At 42.4% G+C, this 18554-nt stretch carries 18 protein-coding genes and 1 other annotated feature (1 of these 19 only partly in view); of the genes, 17 read left to right on the forward strand and 1 reads right to left on the reverse strand.

The annotated features are described in order from the left end of the window. Positions 1-64, forward strand: a binding site (T-box leader); it begins 175 nt to the left of the window's first position. Positions 65-143: 79 nt separating this feature from the next. The 9 genes from RWN13_RS12415 (at position 144) to RWN13_RS12455 (ending at position 10084) form a co-directional block, all read left to right on the forward strand. Continuing rightward, a complete protein-coding gene (locus RWN13_RS12415) occupies positions 144-1790 on the forward strand; it encodes a peptide ABC transporter substrate-binding protein (RefSeq protein WP_314063988.1) in 1647 nt (548 codons plus the stop codon). A 30-nt stretch (positions 1791-1820) separates the two neighbouring features. Continuing rightward, positions 1821-3047 (forward strand): peptidase T, encoded by a 1227-nt coding sequence (gene pepT / locus RWN13_RS12420; protein ID WP_314063990.1) that lies wholly within the window; start codon positions 1821-1823, stop codon positions 3045-3047. A 154-nt stretch (positions 3048-3201) separates the two neighbouring features. Further along, the gene (gene ispE, locus RWN13_RS12425; RefSeq protein ID WP_314063993.1) at positions 3202-4059 is read left to right on the forward strand and encodes a 4-(cytidine 5'-diphospho)-2-C-methyl-D-erythritol kinase; all 858 of its coding nucleotides are present in this window, start codon (positions 3202-3204) and stop codon (positions 4057-4059) included. Positions 4060-4299: 240 nt separating this feature from the next. Continuing rightward, a complete protein-coding gene (locus tag RWN13_RS12430; RefSeq protein WP_314063996.1) occupies positions 4300-4983 on the forward strand; it encodes a metal ABC transporter ATP-binding protein in 684 nt (227 codons plus the stop codon). Continuing rightward, positions 4956-5783, forward strand: a complete 828-nt coding sequence (locus RWN13_RS12435; RefSeq protein ID WP_314063999.1) for a metal ABC transporter permease — start codon at positions 4956-4958, stop codon at positions 5781-5783. Before RWN13_RS12430 ends, RWN13_RS12435 begins: the two co-directional genes overlap by 28 nt. A 230-nt stretch (positions 5784-6013) precedes the next feature. Beyond that, positions 6014-6829, forward strand: a complete 816-nt coding sequence (gene purR / locus RWN13_RS12440) for a pur operon repressor (protein ID WP_314064000.1) — start codon at positions 6014-6016, stop codon at positions 6827-6829. A 120-nt stretch (positions 6830-6949) separates the two neighbouring features. Next, positions 6950-8323: a bifunctional UDP-N-acetylglucosamine diphosphorylase/glucosamine-1-phosphate N-acetyltransferase GlmU gene (gene glmU / locus RWN13_RS12445; protein ID WP_314064003.1), complete on the forward strand. Its 1374-nt coding sequence runs from the start codon at positions 6950-6952 to the stop codon at positions 8321-8323. Positions 8324-8413: 90 nt separating this feature from the next. After that, the gene (locus tag RWN13_RS12450; RefSeq protein WP_314064005.1) at positions 8414-9388 is read left to right on the forward strand and encodes a ribose-phosphate diphosphokinase; all 975 of its coding nucleotides are present in this window, start codon (positions 8414-8416) and stop codon (positions 9386-9388) included. Between the two features lie 180 nt (positions 9389-9568). After that, positions 9569-10084, forward strand: coding sequence for a helix-turn-helix transcriptional regulator (locus RWN13_RS12455; protein WP_314064007.1), 516 nt, complete (start codon positions 9569-9571; stop codon positions 10082-10084). A 182-nt stretch (positions 10085-10266) separates the two neighbouring features. Here RWN13_RS12455 and mscL read toward each other — a convergent pair whose 3' ends face one another. Then, complete coding sequence (gene mscL, locus RWN13_RS12460; protein ID WP_314064010.1) at positions 10267-10728, reverse strand: large conductance mechanosensitive channel protein MscL; 462 nt, start codon at positions 10726-10728, stop codon at positions 10267-10269. A 293-nt stretch (positions 10729-11021) separates the two neighbouring features. On the opposite strand from mscL, the gene yfmF reads away from it, so the two are divergent. The 8 genes from yfmF to RWN13_RS12500 all read left to right on the forward strand — a co-directional run. Continuing rightward, positions 11022-12284, forward strand: coding sequence for an EF-P 5-aminopentanol modification-associated protein YfmF (yfmF, locus tag RWN13_RS12465; protein WP_314064013.1), 1263 nt, complete (start codon positions 11022-11024; stop codon positions 12282-12284). Beyond that, the gene (yfmH, locus tag RWN13_RS12470; RefSeq protein ID WP_314064014.1) at positions 12284-13582 is read left to right on the forward strand and encodes an EF-P 5-aminopentanol modification-associated protein YfmH; all 1299 of its coding nucleotides are present in this window, start codon (positions 12284-12286) and stop codon (positions 13580-13582) included. The genes yfmF and yfmH overlap by 1 nt, the downstream gene beginning before the upstream one ends. Before the next feature lie 252 nt (positions 13583-13834). Next, a complete protein-coding gene (locus RWN13_RS12475; protein ID WP_314064039.1) occupies positions 13835-14122 on the forward strand; it encodes an SDR family oxidoreductase in 288 nt (95 codons plus the stop codon). 24 nt (positions 14123-14146) lie between these two features. Then, positions 14147-15028 (forward strand): RodZ domain-containing protein, encoded by an 882-nt coding sequence (locus RWN13_RS12480; protein ID WP_314064016.1) that lies wholly within the window; start codon positions 14147-14149, stop codon positions 15026-15028. Between the two features lie 37 nt (positions 15029-15065). Then, on the forward strand, positions 15066-15644 hold the full coding sequence (gene pgsA / locus RWN13_RS12485) for a CDP-diacylglycerol--glycerol-3-phosphate 3-phosphatidyltransferase (RefSeq protein ID WP_314064019.1): 579 nt from the start codon (positions 15066-15068) through the stop codon (positions 15642-15644). A 166-nt stretch (positions 15645-15810) separates the two neighbouring features. Beyond that, positions 15811-17064: a competence/damage-inducible protein A gene (locus RWN13_RS12490; RefSeq protein ID WP_314064022.1), complete on the forward strand. Its 1254-nt coding sequence runs from the start codon at positions 15811-15813 to the stop codon at positions 17062-17064. A 176-nt stretch (positions 17065-17240) separates the two neighbouring features. Further along, positions 17241-18284, forward strand: a complete 1044-nt coding sequence (gene recA, locus RWN13_RS12495; protein ID WP_314064025.1) for a recombinase RecA — start codon at positions 17241-17243, stop codon at positions 18282-18284. Between the two features lie 41 nt (positions 18285-18325). Continuing rightward, positions 18326-18554, forward strand: a 229-nt coding sequence (locus RWN13_RS12500) for a hypothetical protein (protein ID WP_314064027.1), incomplete at its 3' end; no start/stop codon positions are given.

An 18554-nucleotide genomic window follows, 5' to 3' on the forward strand; every position in this document is an offset into this window, starting at 1 on the left:
AGGATTATTGAAAGATAATCAAATGAAGGTGGTACCACGAAAGTTAACAGCTCTCGTCCTTTATCCTAGTTTTGGGATAGAGGACGGGAGTTTTTTGATTTTAAAAAATGAAGATGTCAATTTTGACAGTAGGGGGAAATAGGATGAAAACAACTGTAAAAAAATGGGGCTTAGTGATTAGCCTTTTAGGAGCCGTCACACTGGCTGCCTGCGGTAACAAGGAAGAAAGTACGAGTAGTTCAAAGGGAGCGGAAAAAGTTGAACAAGCCATTGCCATTAGCTTGCCGGCGGAACTGGTAACCTTGGATACCACCCAAACAACAGATAAAAATACCTTTACAATTGCCCAGCATTTATTTGAAGGCTTGTACCGTTTAGACGATAAAAGTGTGCCAGTACCTGGTTTAGCTGAAGAGGCAGAAATTAGTGAGGACGGACTCACTTACAACTTTAAACTCCGTGAGGATGCTAAATGGAGCAATGGTGATCCGATTACCGCCGATGATTTTGTGTTTGCCTGGAAACGATTGGTTGATCCTGCATCAGGAGCCCCAAATGCCTACTTATTGGACAACATAAAAAACAGTAAAGAAATTCGCTTAGGTGAAAAAGCAGTCGATGAGATTGGTATTTCCGCTCCAACGAAAGATGAATTTAAAGTGGAACTAATTAACCCTCAAGCGTCGTTTTTGACCTTGATTTCGATAGTCTGGTTAGCGCCTCAGCAAGAAGCATATGTAACTGAACAAGGGGATGACTATGCTTCAGATGGGGACCACCTTTTAGCCAGTGGACCTTTTACCATTACGGATTGGGAACTGGGTAGCGATACGTGGACGTTAAACCCTAACCCAGAATATTATGATAAAGATCAAGTGAAGCTACAAGAAATTAAAGGGACGACGGTTAAAGAAGAGAATACGGGAATTAATTTGTTCTCAGCCGGAGACTTGGATTTAACGCGTATTAGTGGGGCCTATGTGGCAGAGAATGCTAACGATGATGCTTTTGTTTCCCATTCGGATATCTCTAATTTCTTCTTGGACTTTAATAAAAAAGAAGGCACGCCATTGGCCAATGTCAACTTGCGTAAGGCGATAGCCTATGCTATTGACAAAGAACCCTTAACAGCCAGCACCTTAAACGATGGCGCTAAACCACTGAATGGTCTGGTCCCAGAAAATCTCTTCGTCAATCAGAAAACTCAAACCGATTTCCGTAAATACAGTGGTGACTATGCCACATTCGATCAGGAAAAGGCCAAAAAATTCTGGAAAGAAGCTCAAAAAGAAGTGGGCGATCAAGTGGAATTGACGTTTTTAGTCTCAGATGATGACAACGGTAAAAAAGTCTCTGAATACATCCAAAGCCAAATTGAAGAAACCCTTGAAGGCGTTAAGATCAACATCACGCCACAACCTAAAAATAACGTCAACCAGTCTCGTCGGGACAAGGACTATGAATTATCTTTTTCTGGCTGGAATGCGGGAGACAACAACTTGGGTATGTTCTTTATTTTATATGAGACAGATTCGGCTTATAACTACGGCAGCTATTCCAATCTTAACTATGATAAACTGGCAGTAGCAGCTAAAACAACCAATGCCAATGATGTGGATAAACAATTTGCGGACTACAAAGCAGCGGAACAAATTTTATTAGAAGAAGATGCCGCTCAAGTTCCCTTGTATCAAAGTGCCTCAAATTACTTAATCAATCCAAAGATTAAAGACGTGGCTTACCCCACTTATGGTAATTATTTTGGCTTACGTAATGCTTACGTTGAGTAGGTAATTTTTTCATAGAAAGAGGGAGAGTCAGTGAGTTTATTAGAACGGTTTATCACCTACACAAAAATCAACACCCGCTCAGATGGGACAAGTCAAACAGTACCAACTACTTACAGTCAGGTGGTATTTGCCAAACAACTGGCCGCAGATTTACGGGAACTGGGCTTGTCCGAAGTGGAATATTTAGAAAAAAACAGCTTTGTGACAGCCACATTGCCTGCTAATGGGCCTTCAGTAGGACCTGTGTTAGGTCTGATTGCTCATGTAGATACGGCGGATTATTCAGCAGAATCCATTTCACCACAAGTTCATGAGAATTACGACGGCCAGGATGTGGTGTTACATCCGGAAAAAGGATTGGTTTTGTCAGTGTCAGATTTTCCTAATTTGAAAAATTATGTGGGACAAACGTTGATTACCACTGATGGCACCACCTTACTAGGAGCGGATGATAAAGCGGGGATCGTGGAGATTATTGGAGCAGTCGAGTATTTCTTGAACAATCCTGAGATTCCTCATGGCGAGATTCGCTTAGCCTTTGGACCTGATGAAGAGATTGGTCGGGGAGCCGACTTGTTTGACGCGGAGCATTTTCGTGCCAAGTATGCTTATACGATTGACAGTGGCACAGTAGGCCATTTGGAATACGAGACTTTTAACGCGGCTCAGGCGGTCATTACCATTGACGGCGTGAGTGTTCATCCGGGAACGGCAAAAGGCAGTTTGATTAATGCTAATAAACTAGGTAAACAGTTGGATGATCGCTTGCCACAAGCTGAAGTGCCAGAGGAAACTGAAGGTTATGAAGGGTTTTATTTGTTGCACAACTTCACAGGAACGATTGACAAGGCGGAGCTGGTCTATATTATTCGCGACCATGATACAGCGAAATTTAAGGCCCGCAAACAATTTTTAGTGGATCAGGTCGCAGCGATTAATGCCACCTTGGATAAACCCCGTCTGCAAATTGAGTTAACGGATCAATATTACAATATGGGAGACATCATCAAAGCGGATTTCTATCCAGTGGAACTTGCTTTGAAAGCCATGGAAAAACAAGGAATCACTCCAATTGTCACGCCTTTTAGAGGCGGAACTGACGGGTCGAAAATATCCTTTAAAGGCATCCCAACGCCTAATATCTTTACAGGTGGTGAAAACTTCCATGGCCAATACGAATTTATTACGCTTGAAGCCATGGAAAAGACCGTGGAGACACTTGTAGAGCTGATTAAATTAAATACAACAGGATTTTAAAAGAGCTGACAAGGAGACTTGTCAGCTCTCTTTTAATGGACACCAGTAGCAAGAGCTCATTTTTTTCTGTTAATCACGACCCTCTAGCGTTTCTATTTTCAGCCTAATAAGGTATAATATGAAAGATTATGACTGGAAAAGTTAGGTGAAAAGCATGGAGATAATTGAAAAGGCGCCAGCCAAGATAAATTTGGGGCTGGATGCGTTATATAAAAGAGACGACGGCTATCATGAGTTAAAAATGATTATGTCGAGTGTGGATCTGGCCGATAAATTAGTCTTTCGTGAACTGCCACAAGATGAGATTATCATTGAAACAGATAGCAGTTTTTTACCTGTGGATAAGCGAAATCATATTTATCAAGCCGCTCAAGTACTGAAACAAGCCTGCCAGATTGAGAAGGGCGTTTATGTCAATGTCCGCAAACGAATTCCCGTAGCTGCAGGCTTAGCCGGAGGCAGCAGTGATGCGGCAGCCACGTTAAGAGGGTTGAATCGCTTGTGGAATCTGGGCTTAAGTTTAGATGAATTAGCGGTTTTAGGGGTGGAGGTAGGTTCCGATGTGCCTTATTGCGTTCGTGGTAATACGGCAGTCGTCAGCGGTCGAGGAGATCTCTTAAAGCCCTTGCCAGCCATGCCCCAGTGCTGGGTTGTGATGGTGAAGCCCCGAATCAGCGTGTCCACACGAACGGTTTTTGGTAGTTTATCCTTTAGTGATATTCATCATCCAGATATCGATGCCATTGAAGCGGCAGTGGTGGCTCAGGATTATCATGAGATGGTCAAACATCTGGGGAATTCGTTGGAGTCAGTGACCATTCAGAAACATCCAATCGTGCAACAGATCAAGGATAAGATGATGAAATTTGGTGCCGATGCAGCTTTAATGAGTGGCAGTGGCCCAACGGTCTTTGCCTTGTGTGAAAAATACTCACGAGCTCAGCGAGTAAGCAACGGCTTGAAAGGTTTTTGCCAAGATGTCCATATTGTCAGGACCTTGAAGCAAGAGTAAATACATAAGAAGGCTGGAGAAACTGCTCCAGTCTTTTTTGAATAGCCAAACGCTAGAGTGTAAAAAAGTTTTTTTTACTTGACGAAGGGAGCTAGAAGGTGGTATTCTACTTATTGTCTTCAAAACGGAATCCTTACGTTTTATATTTGGATAAAAAAGTAAAGTATGACCTTATACATATGCTAGATATACGTCAAGTTCTTAAGGGACTAAAAAATAAGCTCGAGGAAGGAGCCCCAAGTGAATCATTACATCGATGTTAGTCATTTAACTTTTTATTATGGCGAAGAGCCAGTGCTACAAGATATATCTTATTACGTTGACCCAGGAGAGTTTGTGATTTTAACAGGGGAAAACGGCGCAGCCAAATCCACCTTGATTCGTAATACCCTGGGATTGTTGCAACCAGCCGAAGGAAGCGTCAAGGTGGCGAAAAAAAATACCCAAGGAGAACCATTGAGTATCGGGTATATTCCTCAACAAGTGGCTTCTTTTAATGCCGGCTTTCCAAGTACGGTTTTGGAATTGGTGCAATCAGGTCGTTTTCAACGGGGGAAATGGTTTAAACGATTTTCTGATAAAGACCACCAGCATGTGGAAAAAGCGTTAAAATCAGTTGGTATGTGGGAGATGCGCGATCGTCGGATTGGTGAATTATCTGGTGGACAAAAGCAACGAATTTGTTTAGCTCGAATATTTGCAACGGATCCTGATTTATTTGTGTTAGATGAGCCTACCACTGGGATGGATGAAGGCTCTCGTGGGGATTTTTATGAGCTATTGCGTCACAATGCTCATGATCACGGCAAAGCCATCTTGATGATTACTCACGATCACGAAGATATTAAACAATACGCAGATCGTCATATTCGGTTAGTCAGAAAGGAGGACTCAGAATGGAGATGTTTTCATATGAGTTCATGAGAAGAGCCCTCTTAGCGGCGAGTTTTATGGCAGTGATTGCCCCGATGTTAGGTGTCTTTTTAGTCGTTAGGCGACAGTCTTTACTAGCAGACACCTTATCTCACGTCTCCTTAGCAGGTATCGCATTGGGCTTTTTTATCAATATTAATCCCACGGTGACGACACTGGTTGTCGTTGTGATTGCCGCAGTTATTTTGGAATACTTGCGAATGATTTACAGCACCTATTCCGAAGTGTCCACCGCCATATTGATGTCTGGTGGTCTAGCGACTGCTTTGGTGCTGATGAATGCCAATAAAGGCAATTCGTCTATGCGGATTCAACAATATTTGTTCGGGTCAATTGTGACCATTAGCTGGGATCAAGTGATTATTCTGGGAGTGCTCTTAATGGCTCTTGTGGTCCTCTTTGTGCTCTTTAAACGACCAATGTATGTCTTAACCTTCGATGAAGATACGGCTCATGTAGACGGCTTGCCTGTCCGCTGGATGTCTTTGTTGTTTAATGTAATTACCGGAGTGGCAATTACCGTGATGATTCCCATTGCAGGTGCTTTGCTAGTCTCGGCCATCATGGTCTTGCCGGCAGCGATTGCCATGCGGATTGGGCGTAGTTTTAATCGAGTCTTGTTGATTAGCGTAGTGATCGGGTTAATCGGGATGTTGTCAGGTCTGGTCAGTTCCTATCAAGTTGACACACCGCCAGGGGCAACTATCACGTTGATTTTTATCCTAATGTTCCTAATTGTTATGGTCTTAAAAAAGGTTTTAGTCAAAAAGAAAGTGACTTCTGGCAAATAAATTAAAAAAAACTCTTTGTTGTTGAGAAAAAATCGACAATAAAGAGTTTTTTTCGCGAATAAACCTGATATTAGTTCAAATTTAGAGTAACAGTGAACGTTTTCAGTTTGAAATTGAGCATAAAATTAGGATTGACGAACGTTTTATAAGAAAATAGAGAAAAGACTAGGATTTTCCCGAAATTAATCATATAATATGATGTGAATAATAAAGTAGAAGAGGTGACAGTTATGAAAGTTAGAAGAAGTGAGCGATTGATCGACATGACACAGTATTTATTGGAACATCCGCATACATTAATTTCTTTAACTTTTTTTGCAAAAAGATACAGTTCAGCTAAATCGTCAATTAGCGAGGATTTAGGGATTATTAAACGGACATTCAAAACTAGAGGGACGGGAATCTTAGAGACGATCCCAGGTGCAGCTGGTGGGGTTCGGTTTATTCCGGAAATTTCACCGGAACAGGCAAAAGAAATTATTGACGGGCTGTGTGAACGTCTATCAGAGCAAGATCGTTTGCTTCCAGGTGGCTATGTCTACTTATCTGATTTACTTGGTGAACCAGATTTATTAAGACAAGTCGGCCAAATTATTGCCTCTAAATATAAAGATCAAAAAATTGACGCAGTCATGACTGTTGCGACCAAAGGGGTTCCAATTGCTCAAGCCGTTTCCTATCACTTGAACGCGCCCTTTGTAATCGTTCGTCGGGATTCAAAAATTACTGAAGGCTCAACAGTTAGTGTTAATTACGTCTCTGGTTCGTCTCAACGAATCGAAAAGATGGAACTGTCCAAACGTAGTTTAAAACGAGGCTCTCGGGTGTTAGTCGTCGATGACTTTATGAAGGGTGGCGGCACGGTTAATGGTATGAAGGGCTTGATTGAAGAATTTGAAGCGGAACTAGTTGGCATTACCGTCTTTGCTGAATCAACTTTTAGCGGTCGCCGAGTCATTGATGAATACAATTCATTATTATGTGTCAAAGATGTTGACACCCATACCAAAACAATTAAGGTTGTCCCAGGAACCTATTTTGAGTAAAATAGAGAGTGATAACTAGCTAAGATTAGCTGACTAGACCAATTATGATTGGTCTGGTTGTGCCAGCTAGTCACTAACAAAGGTTAAGACTAAAACACTCAAAATGAGGGGGAAATAAATGTGAATAAACGATATGCTATTATTTTAGCTGCAGGCCAAGGGTCACGGATGAAATCAAAAACTTATAAAGTGCTACATCAAATCGCCGGTAAATCCATGGTGGAACACGTTCTGGGTAATGTTGAAAAACTAATGCCGGAAATGGTTGTGACGGTGGTTGGTTTTGGCGCGGAAGACGTTAAGGCCAAGTTAGGCGAACGTTCGGCATTTGCTCTACAAGCGGAACAACTGGGAACGGGGCACGCTGTCTTAATGACCAAGGAACAATTGGCAGATAAGAAAGGCACGACTTTGGTTATCTGTGGTGACACGCCGTTGATTACGGCTGAAACTTTGGATGCCTTATTTGCGGAGCACGAAAAAACAGGGGCCAAAGCGACGATTTTAACAGCCCATGCGGAAGTTCCTTTTGGCTACGGACGGATTATTCGTGGAGGCAACAGCCAAGTCGAGAAGATTGTAGAAGAAAAAGATGCTTCACCAGAGGAACGCTTAACGCAAGAAATTAACACGGGTACTTTTTGCTTTGATAATGAAGCCCTATTTGGAGCCTTGACTCAAGTTGGCAACAACAATGCTCAAGGTGAATATTATCTGCCAGATGTGATTGGTATCCTTCAGTCACAAGGAGAGGTTATTTCTGCATACAAGATGGCGGATTTAAAGGATTCTATCGGTATTAACGATCGCTTAGCCTTGGCGGAAGCAACGGCTACTATGCGCCGTCGGATAAATCGGGGGCATATGATAAATGGCGTGACCTTTATCGATCCGGAAACGACTTATATTGATGCAGATGTGGTTATTGGTAACGATACACTAATCGAAGCAGGTGTTCAATTAAAAGGGACAACCACCATTGGCTCCGGTTGTTTTATCGGCGCCCACAGTGAAATCATCGACAGTGTGATTGGCGATGACGTGACGGTGCGTTCCTCACATATTGAAGGTGCCCAAGTTGGTCCTAAAAGTGACGTCGGCCCATTTGGACGCCTGCGCCCAGGTGCCGTGCTCCATGAGCATGTCCACGTTGGTAACTTTGTGGAAATAAAAAATGCCTCACTAGGTGAAGACACGAAAGTGGGTCACTTAACCTATGTTGGGGATGCAACCCTTGGGAAGAACGTCAACGTAGGGTGTGGAACGGTTTTTGTGAACTATGACGGCAAAGCCAAACATCACTCAACCATTGGTGACGATGTTTTCTTAGGCTGTCAAACTGGAATCGTCTCGCCTGTTAATGTGGGCGACCGAGCATTTACGGCAGCTGGCTCGACCATTACGGAAGATGTCCCAGATGATTCACTGGCAATTGGCCGAGCGCGCCAAGTAAATAAAGCGGATTATGCAAAAAAATTACCTTATTCGCAATAATTTCACCCTTTACCCTTGATTTTCATCAGGAAAATGACTACTATTTATAAGGAAGCAAATAATTTCTCAAAAAAGAAAGCGGAGGTCCTCATGTCGAAACATTACTTTGATCCAAGACTGAAAATATTTTCACTCAACTCTAACAAGAAGTTAGCAGAAAAAATTGCAGACGCTGTCGGAGTCGAGCTAGGCAAATCATCAGTAAGTCAATTTAGTGATGGCGAAATTCAAATTAACATTGAAGAAAGTATTCGTGGTGATCATGTTTACTTAATTCAGTCAACTAGCTACCCAGTCAATGATAATTTAATGGAACTGTTAATTATGATTGATGCCTTAAAGAGAGCTAGTGCCAAAACGATTAACGTGGTGATGCCTTACTACGGTTATGCACGTCAAGATCGTAAAGCTCGTTCTCGTGAACCGATTACAGCTAAGTTAGTAGCAAACATGCTAACAGCAGCTGGCGCAACTCGCGTTCTAACCTTAGATTTGCACGCGGTTCAAATTCAAGGATTCTTTGATATTCCTGTTGACCATTTAATGGCAGCACCGCTTTTAGCTGATTATTTTATCACTCACGGTTACGTGGGGGATGACACGGTGGTTGTTTCACCTGACCATGGTGGCGTGACCCGTGCCCGTAAGTTAGCAGAATTCCTAAAGGCGCCAATTGCGATTATCGACAAACGTCGTCCAAAAGCAAATGTGGCAGAAGTGATGAATATCATTGGAAATGTTGACGGCAAAAAATGTATTATTATCGATGACATGATCGACACTGCAGGAACCATTACCCTTGCAGCTAAAGCGCTGAAAGAAGCTGGCGCAGTGGAAGTTTTAGCAAGCTGTACTCATCCAGTTTTATCTGGACCAGCTATGGAACGCCTGCAAGATTCACCAATTGAAAAAGTCATTGTGACTGACTCAATTTACTTACCTGAGGAAAACCGTATTGAGAAAATTGAAGAAGTAAGTGTTGGTGCGTTGATTGGCGATGCCATTAAACGTATCCACGAAAATAAACCAGTTAGCCCCTTGTTTGAACAAAAACACACGAGCTAATTACAATTGTCAGGCCAAGGTCTGGGCGTAAAAAGAACCATGGAAATGAGATAACTTCTCGCTTCCATGGTTCTTTTAGGTTGGAAAGGGTGTTAAATTAAGGATAGAAAGAACTTTCTATTGCAATGTTGCTTTGACTATTGTTAAATTAAGCCATCAGTGAAATGAGGTGCCGATTAAATGATTATTAGCGATGTGTTGAAAAATGAACGAGAAAAAAAGCGGGTCACTCAACAACAAGTAGCAACTGAACTTCTAGTCTCACAAAAAACCATTTCTAACTGGGAGTCAGGGAGAACGTTACCTGACATTGAAAATACCATTCGCTTGGCCCAGTATTACCAGTTGTCTTTAGACGATCTCTTGTTAGAAGGCTCCGACATTGTAAAAGAGATGCAGACACAAAAGAAAATAGCGGAGTTGAGCCAACTCTATTTTTGGGGGCCAGTCGTAACAGGGATATTATTGATTATTCTAATGTACTTGTCTCCAGAAATGACTAATTTAGCGAATGTCACAGTCATTGGATTAGCCTCATTGACGAATGGTTTGTCACTCTGGTATTTTAGACGAAAACTATACCAATTGCGAGGAAAAGAAGAAAAATTAAGAAAAGAATTAATGCAAGCCAAAAAGATGTTCCTCGTCTTTACCGTTTTATTAGGACTGCTTGTAATTTACCTCCTAAGCCTTTAAAAACAAGCTGGGACATAAAGTCGTTTTGCTCCGAGCAATCTCGAAGAACCGGTCCAAGCGAATCGGCTATTTCGATTGCTCGGGTTTTGAGAAATTGCCGAGAGAGCAGACTTTTGGAGCGCGTCTATCGCATAATGTTCGTAAAAATATCAGAGGCTGGGACTATTGTCCCAGCCTCTTGCTTATTCGATAGGTTCTTTTGGTTGCTCCAAGGTAGTTTTAGTAACAGCTTGGCCGTTTTGTTGGGCCAGTAAATCACGAATTTCAGTGAGTAATTTTTCGGTTTGTTCAAACTCATCTTCTAAATCAACCTCTTCCACAGGTTTAATCACTGCTTCCCGAGCTTTGTTAATAGCTTTGACAATCATAAAGACGACAAATGCTGTAATTAAAAAGGTAATAACAGCTCCAATTACTTTCCCATAATCGAATGGCACTCCATAAACGTCTATTGACATGCCTTCAATAGCTTTTGTTCCATCTTTATTGCCAGTAATTAGTAAAAAAACAAGTGCGATAATTGGTGTAATAAGTCCGTCTACTAATGATGCCACAATTGCCGTAAAAGCTCCCCCGATGACAACCCCTACTGCCAAGTCTAAAACGTTGCCGCGCATAATGAATTCCTTAAATTCTTTTACCATAACTAAACCCCTCTCAATGTTTATAAGTTAATTATACAAAAGATGATAAGAAAACCAAAGAAATAGGCATTTAATTGATTATTTGTCCAGATATATTTCGAAATATGAACAAAGGTAAGAGTGTCATAATGGTCAAACTTATGCTATTATTAGTAATGAAACTGTAATTAGATAATTCGATTTTTCATGCTAAAATTAGTAAGGAAATCATTAAGATGGCAATAGACCTTTGCCATCGTATTTTTAATCTACTATTATATAAAGAGAGACTAGCGGAAAGTAGGAATAAATAAATGAGCATTGCCTTGAAACAAGGAGTTAATTTACATGTCATCCCCACTGATAAATACAAAACCATTCGTGTGATGATTCGTTTTGCGGCTCCCTTATTAGCGGAGACGATTAGCAAACGAACACTACTTAGCAGTCTTCTGGAAACCAACAGTCAAGCCTATCCAACCCAAACCAAATTAAGTGAAAAGTTGGCCGATTTATATGGTGCAAGCTTTGGGATTAACGTCAATAAAAAAGGTGACAGTCATTATATGAGTGTTATTTTAAACGTGGTCAACGACAAGTTTTTACCCAATGACGAAACGGTTTTACCAGAAGCAATTGCCTTTTTAAATGAAATTATTTTTCATCCAAATGCTACTGATAGTCAATTCGATCAAGCCACATTTACGCGAGAACAAGAGAATTTAAACGAATACATCACGTCGATTTATGACGATAAACAAAGCTATGCAGCTCTGGCCTTGCAAGCTCTATATTTTGGTCAAGCGGACCAGCAAAAGGTGCCAAGCTTCGGAACTGTTGAAGGGGTCTCTGCCGAGACGGCTGAGACTATTAAAGCCTATTACGACACCATGTTGCAAACCGATGACATAGACATTATCGTGATTGGTGATGTGGAAGAAGAGGCCATTAGCCAGTTGTTCCAAGCCTGGTCATTTAAAGATCGACCAGCCTACGAACAACCCTTCTATAAACAAGCCTTAGTGCCGGAAGTCTTAACGAAAATTGATGTTCAGCCTGTTATTCAATCCAAATTAAATCTGGCGTACCAGACGGATATTTATTACCATAAAGACGCTTATTTTGCCTTGCAAGTCTTTAACGGCTTATTCGGTGGTTTTCCTCATTCCAAGTTATTTATGAATGTTCGGGAAAAGGAGAGTATGGCTTATTACGCCTCTAGCTCAATCGACACCTTCCGTGGACTGTTAACGGTGCAAACGGGAATTGACGGAGCCAATAAAGAGCGGGTGCTAACCCTTGTGGAAGAACAACTAGCAAGCTTAATCGCCGGCGATATCGAATCAGATGCCTTAGGGCAAACAAAGGAAATGTTGAAGAATCAATATTTACTTTCCTTGGATAACCCTAGCGCGGTGACAGAAGCGGCCTATATTGACAGTAAATTTCCTCATTCGCAAATGACGGACGATCAGTGGTTAGCGGCTGTTGAGGCAGTCAGTTTAGTCGATGTTCAGCACGTAGCAGCAAAACTTAAACTTCAAGCTGTCTACTTTATGGAAGGAGGGCAAGCTTAATGGAAAGAATTGATTATCCGGTTTTAGACGAAACCTTATACACGGAAACCTTGGCCAATGGCTTACGAGTGACCTTGTTGCCAAAAGTGGGGTTTAATAAGACTTACGGGTTGTTTACCACGAATTATGGTTCCATCGACAATCAGTTTATTCCGATTGGAGAGACGGAATTCACGGAAGTCCCAGATGGGATTGCCCATTTTCTAGAGCATAAAATGTTTGAAAAAGAAAACGGCGATGTCTTTCAAATATTTGGCAAACAAGGGGCATCAGCTAACGCTTTTACCAGCTTTACCCGGACCAGCTATCTGTTCTCAAGTACGGGTCAAGTAGCTAAAAACATGGAGACCTTATTGGATTTTGTTCAAGGACCTTATTTTACTAAAGAGACTGTGGATAAAGAAAAAGGCATTATCGGCCAAGAAATTCAAATGTATCAGGACGATGCCAACTGGCGCTTGTTTTTCGGAATCATCAGCAATCTTTACCCCAAACATCCCTTGCACATCGATATTGCAGGGACGATTGAGAGTATCGGAGAGATTACGGCTGAAGATTTGTATCTCTGTTACAACACATTCTATCACCCGAGTAACATGAATTTATTGGTAGTTGGTAAAATGGACCCAGAAGAGATGATGGCTTTAATTCGTGAGAATCAAGGTGCTAAAGAGTTTCCTGCGGCAGCTCCGATTGAGCGTCGTTTCCCAGTGGAAGATGGGTCAGATATCATCAAAGAATCCCAGTTGAAGATGCCTGTTAGCCGACCGAAAGGAATTGTCGGTATTAAAGGAATCGGGGCATTGCCAACAGATGGGTTGGAGTTGCTACGCTATAAAACGTCGGCTAGTTTGTTGATGGAATTACTCTTTGGTGATACCTCGGCTAATCAGTTAGCGATGTACGATGAAGGGTTAATCGATGATAGTTTTGGTTATGAATTTAATTTGGATCGTGAATTTTATTTTGCCGATTTTGGTGGCGACAGCAGTCGACCAGAAGAAATGGTGGCACGAATTCGTGAGATTTTATTAACGGCTCAAGACAGTCCTGAAATTACCGCTGACAACCTAACCTTATTGAAGAAACAAATGCTAGGGAAGTATTTACAATCGTTAAATTCCTTGGAATACATTGCCAACCAGTTTAGTCAAATGCAGTTTGGAGACGCAACGCTCTTCGATATGGCGGAAGTAATTGAAAGCATTGAGTTAAGTGATATTCGCGGTGTGATTGATCATTTTATTAAAGAAGAGGCCATGAGTAATTTTTATATGTATCCCACTGAGGATAAGTAGATGTAATATGCTTTAATTTTAGGGGCAAGTGGCGAAATGGGCAAGCCTGTGCCTGGACATTAGCCGCATCGGGCTGGTCCCTTTATTGCCATTATCATCAACAACCGCAAAGAGTAAAAAACTTGACGAATGCCCTTCAAAAAGAGTATCCTAAACAAGATTTTTTCTCTCTTTCTTGTGACATGAGACAGCCATCGGAGTTACCAACCTTGGTTGCACAATTGTTTTAAGTAGACGCCTTAGTTTTTGCCAGTGGTTTACAGTGCTGTAAAAGGCTGGCAGCAAGCCTTTGCTAAAGCCTATGCTCAAGAGGTGGCAACTTTGGGAATGATGGTTAACGCAGTAGCCCCAGGTGGGGTCAACACCCAAATGAATCAAGTGTGGAACCAAGAAGAACGAGCCAAGTTGGTTGAGGAGATCCCTGTCGGACGATTGGCGGGACCGAGAGAAGTGGCAGAACTCGTTGGCTTTTTAGTCAGTGAGAAAAGTGGCTATCTAACAGAAACAACCATTCCGATTTCAGGTGGTTGGAAAGTTTAACAATACAGAAAAAAAGGTGAGCAAGTGGAATCTATTGGAGAAATATTAAAAAAAGCAAGATTAGCTAAAGGGCTAACCATCGATGAACTGCAACAAATAACTAAAATTCAAAAACGCTATCTTGAAGCAATAGAAGAAAATGACTACGACCAGGTCCCTGGAACATTCTACGCTCGCTCATTTATTAAGCAATATGCCAATGAGGTCGGCGTTGACGGAGATTACTTGGTCAATCGTTTTGATGGTAAGCCAACCAAGAATATCAAAGCACCGGAAACCGTCCGTGGTTCCCGCTCTGAACTCTACCAAGGGAAACATGGGAGTTCTCGCAAAGGCGGCATCGAAGGCATGATTCCGATGGTGTTGCTGTTTATTGTTGCGGCTCTGATCATCGGTGGGATTGGTTATTTAACCTTGAGGGAAAATGATAAGAAAAGCATGATTGAGAAGCCTAAGGAAGTCGAAGTGGATCAAGGAAGCAGTGAAAGTAAACCTGCCAGCCAGTCAACCGCTTCAAGCGCCTCGGCTGAAAGCTCGACCACAGAAAGTAAAAAAGAAGAGATGGCAATTGTTTTTGATAGTGAGACCGGTGGCGAAGTGGCCATGACCATTAACCAAGCAAAAAGCCCTTTAAAGTTTGAATTTGAAGGCATCAACGATGCCTGTTGGATTGGGATTATCGTCGATGGCAATTACATTTACGATTACACCCTGAATCCAGGCGAAAATGCTTCGACAGAATTAACAGCTGACCAGGCGACGGCCACCTTAGTATTAGGCGCTTCTGGTAATGTTAAAGTCAAAGTGAACGGTCAGGAATTGAATTTCAATCCTAATAACACCGGCTCAATCAAACGCAACATTAATTTAACGATTAATTACGGCGCAACAGCTGAAAATCAATAAAAGGTGTCACAAGTAGAAAGTGGAAGGTGTGAGTGGTTTGAATTTACCTAATAAATTAACGGTTATCCGCATTTGTATGATCCCTATTTTTATTATCGTAGTAGGAATAGACTTTGGGTGGGGGGATATTTCGATAGCGGGAACAACTGTTGCGGTCAACCAGTTTGTCGGCATGCTGATTTTTGCAGTGGCCAGTTTAACAGATTGGCTTGATGGTAAAATTGCCCGTTCTCAAGGCTTAGTGACAAACTTTGGTAAATTTGCTGATCCATTGGCAGATAAAATGCTAGTAATGACCGCTTTTATCATGCTAGTCGCTCAAGATAAAGCACCGGCTTGGGTTGTGGCGATTATCGTCTGTCGTGAATTAGCCGTGACTGGTTTACGGTTATTGCTAGTGGAAGACGGGGAAGTCATGGCGGCAGCTTGGCCAGGAAAAGTTAAAACAGCGACTCAAATGTTTGCGATTATTTTTATCATGTTAAATAACGCGCCATTTGAAGCAATTGGGTTTCCATTGGCAGAAATATTATTGTACGCTTGCCTAGTCTTTACGATTTATTCAGGAGTGGATTATTTCATTAAAAATGCCCATGTCTTTAAAGGCTCGATGTAAATAGTAGCCATGTTAAGTCTCTTGCCAACTTGGTGGAGGCTTTTTTTTGTGGGAAAGCGGTCGACTGGAAAGTGGCAAAAGAGGGGCCCGAGAAAAAAATATGATATAATTAAACGGAAATAGCCAAAAAATGCGAATACTATATTATGGACGAAAGAGTGATTATGTGAAAGCTGAAATTATTGCCGTGGGAACAGAATTATTATTGGGTCAAGTTGTTAATACCAATGCCACCTTTCTCTCAGAGGAGTTAGCCGCATTAGGGTTTGAAGTCTATTATCAAACAGTCGTAGGCGACAACCCCGCCCGCCTAGAAGAACTGTTGCAACTGGCTGAAACTCGTAGTCAGTTAATCGTCCTCTGTGGTGGTTTAGGTCCAACAGACGATGATTTAACCCGTGATGTAGTAGCGAAGCACGTGAATGAAGCCTTGATAACGGACGAAGAAGCCATGGCGAAAATCGAAAATCATATCAATCGGGCTGGCCATCCCATGACAGAAAATAACCGACGTCAAGCGCTGTCGATTGAACACGGCCGGGTGATTCAAAATCCCAATGGCTTAGCGGCAGGGACTCTTTACCAAAATGGTCAGGTAACCTTTCTCTTATTGCCAGGACCTCCGGGAGAATTGATTCCCATGTTTCGTCAAAATGCTCGCCCACTTTTGGCTGAACTACTGCCTCAACAAGACTTGCTGAGCTCGCGGGTGATGCGTTTCTTTGGAATTGGCGAATCGCGATTGGTGACGGTATTAGCTGACTTAATCGATGGTCAAACCAATCCGACGATTGCCCCTTACGCCCAACCAAATGAAGTTACCTTGCGCCTGACAGCCAAAGCCGCCAATGAAGAGGAAGCTCAGTCGATGTTAGATGAACTTGAAGGAAGTGTCATGGCCCTTGTGGGGGATTATTTTTATGGCTATGGCGATGGTAATTCTCTTGTAGCCGAGACGGTTAAGGAATTAAAACGTGTGGGACTAACCGTGACTAGCGCCGAGAGTCTGACAGCAGGATTGTTCCAAAGTACCTTGGGAAGTGTGCCCGGTGTTTCGGATGTTTACAAGGGTGGTTTTGTGACTTACAGTAATCAAGCCAAGGAAGACTTGCTGGGAATTCCGAATGGGCTAATTGCCGAACACGGTGTGGTGAGTCGGGAAGTCGCCATGGCGATGGCAGAAGAAGCCCGTTTGGCCATGGACAGTGACTACAGCATTTCCTTTACTGGGGTTGCAGGACCTGACGAGTTGGAAGGTCAACCTGCTGGGACTGTGTGGATCGGTGTGGCATCAAAAGATTCAGGGGTCTACGCCAAATTATTCCAGTTTAACCGTGACCGTAACTACATAAGACACAGCGCCGTCATGGCGGGATTGGACCTGTTGCGCAAACAAATTTTAGGAGAAAAGCTGCAATAACAAGCTTCATTATAAGTCGTTGAAAAATAAAGCGAACAAACATTCGCTTTTTGCTTGATTTTTGTGGCAAAAGCAAGTATGATTAATGAAACGCTGCTAAAACTGACAGTTTGGTTTTAACAGCAAGACTTACATGTAGTGGTAAAAAAGTGTAAACAAACTAGGAGGTTTATATATTGGCAGACGATCGTAAAGTAGCATTAGATGCTGCGTTAAAAAAGATAGAAAAAAACTTTGGTAAAGGCTCAATCATGAAATTGGGTGAAAAAATCGATACCCAAATCTCAACAGTTCCAAGTGGTTCATTAGCTCTGGACGTGGCCTTGGGTGTAGGTGGCTATCCACGTGGACGGATTATTGAAGTCTACGGTCCAGAAAGTTCAGGTAAAACAACGGTTGCCTTACATGCGATTGCAGAAGTGCAACGAGCTGGTGGAACGGCAGCCTTTATTGATGCGGAGCATGCCTTGGATCCCAAATACGCTCACAACTTAGGCGTTAACATCGACGAATTATTATTATCACAACCAGATACAGGTGAGCAAGGCTTAGAAATTGCAGATGCCTTAGTCTCAAGTGGTGCCATTGATATCGTCGTTGTCGATTCAGTTGCGGCCTTAGTTCCCCGTGCGGAAATTGATGGCGAAATGGGTGACGCTCATGTGGGCTTACAAGCTCGTTTGATGTCACAAGCCCTACGTAAACTATCAGGTTCAATCAATAAGACAAAAACAATTGCCTTGTTTATCAACCAAATTCGTGAAAAAGTTGGCGTGATGTTTGGTAACCCGGAGATCACACCAGGTGGACGTGCTCTTAAATTCTACGCAACTGTCCGTTTAGAAGTGCGTCGTGCTGAGCAATTAAAAATCGGAACGGATATCATTGGTAACCGGACCAAAATTAAAGTCGTTAAAAATAAAGTAGCGCCGCCCTTTAAAGTGGCTGAAGTTGATTTAATGTATGGTGAAGGAATTTCCCGTGAAGGTGAGTTGCTTGATATGGCCGCTGATCGCGACATCGTTGACAAGAGTGGTTCGTGGTATTCTTACAAGGAAGAACGGATTGGTCAAGGTCGTGAAAATGCGAAGAAATACATTAAAGAGCACCCAGAAATGTACGAAGAAATCTCCCTTCGTGTTAGAAATGAATACGGGATCGGTGAAGCCGTAGACGTTCCAGACGAAGTAGGCGAAGTCCCATTGGATTTAGAAGAATAACCTAACGAAGTCCCTCATTGAAATATATGGGGGGCTTTTTTTTGGATTGCCTGTGGACCGCTAGGCAATCCCGAGGCTTGTGGTGTTGGAAGTCTGATGGGTGTCTTGTTAAAGCGAGGCGTGTAGATGGGACTGCCTGTGGACCGCTAGGCAATCGAGGCTTGTGGTGTTGGAAGTCTGATGGCTGTCTTGTTAAAGCGGGGCGTGTAGATGGGATTGTTTGTGGACCGCTAGGCAATCCCGAGGCTTGTGGTGTTGGAAGTCTGATGG

The sequence above is a fragment of the uncultured Vagococcus sp. genome (genome assembly GCF_963518325.1).
GTDB lineage: Bacteria > Bacillota > Bacilli > Lactobacillales > Vagococcaceae > Vagococcus_D.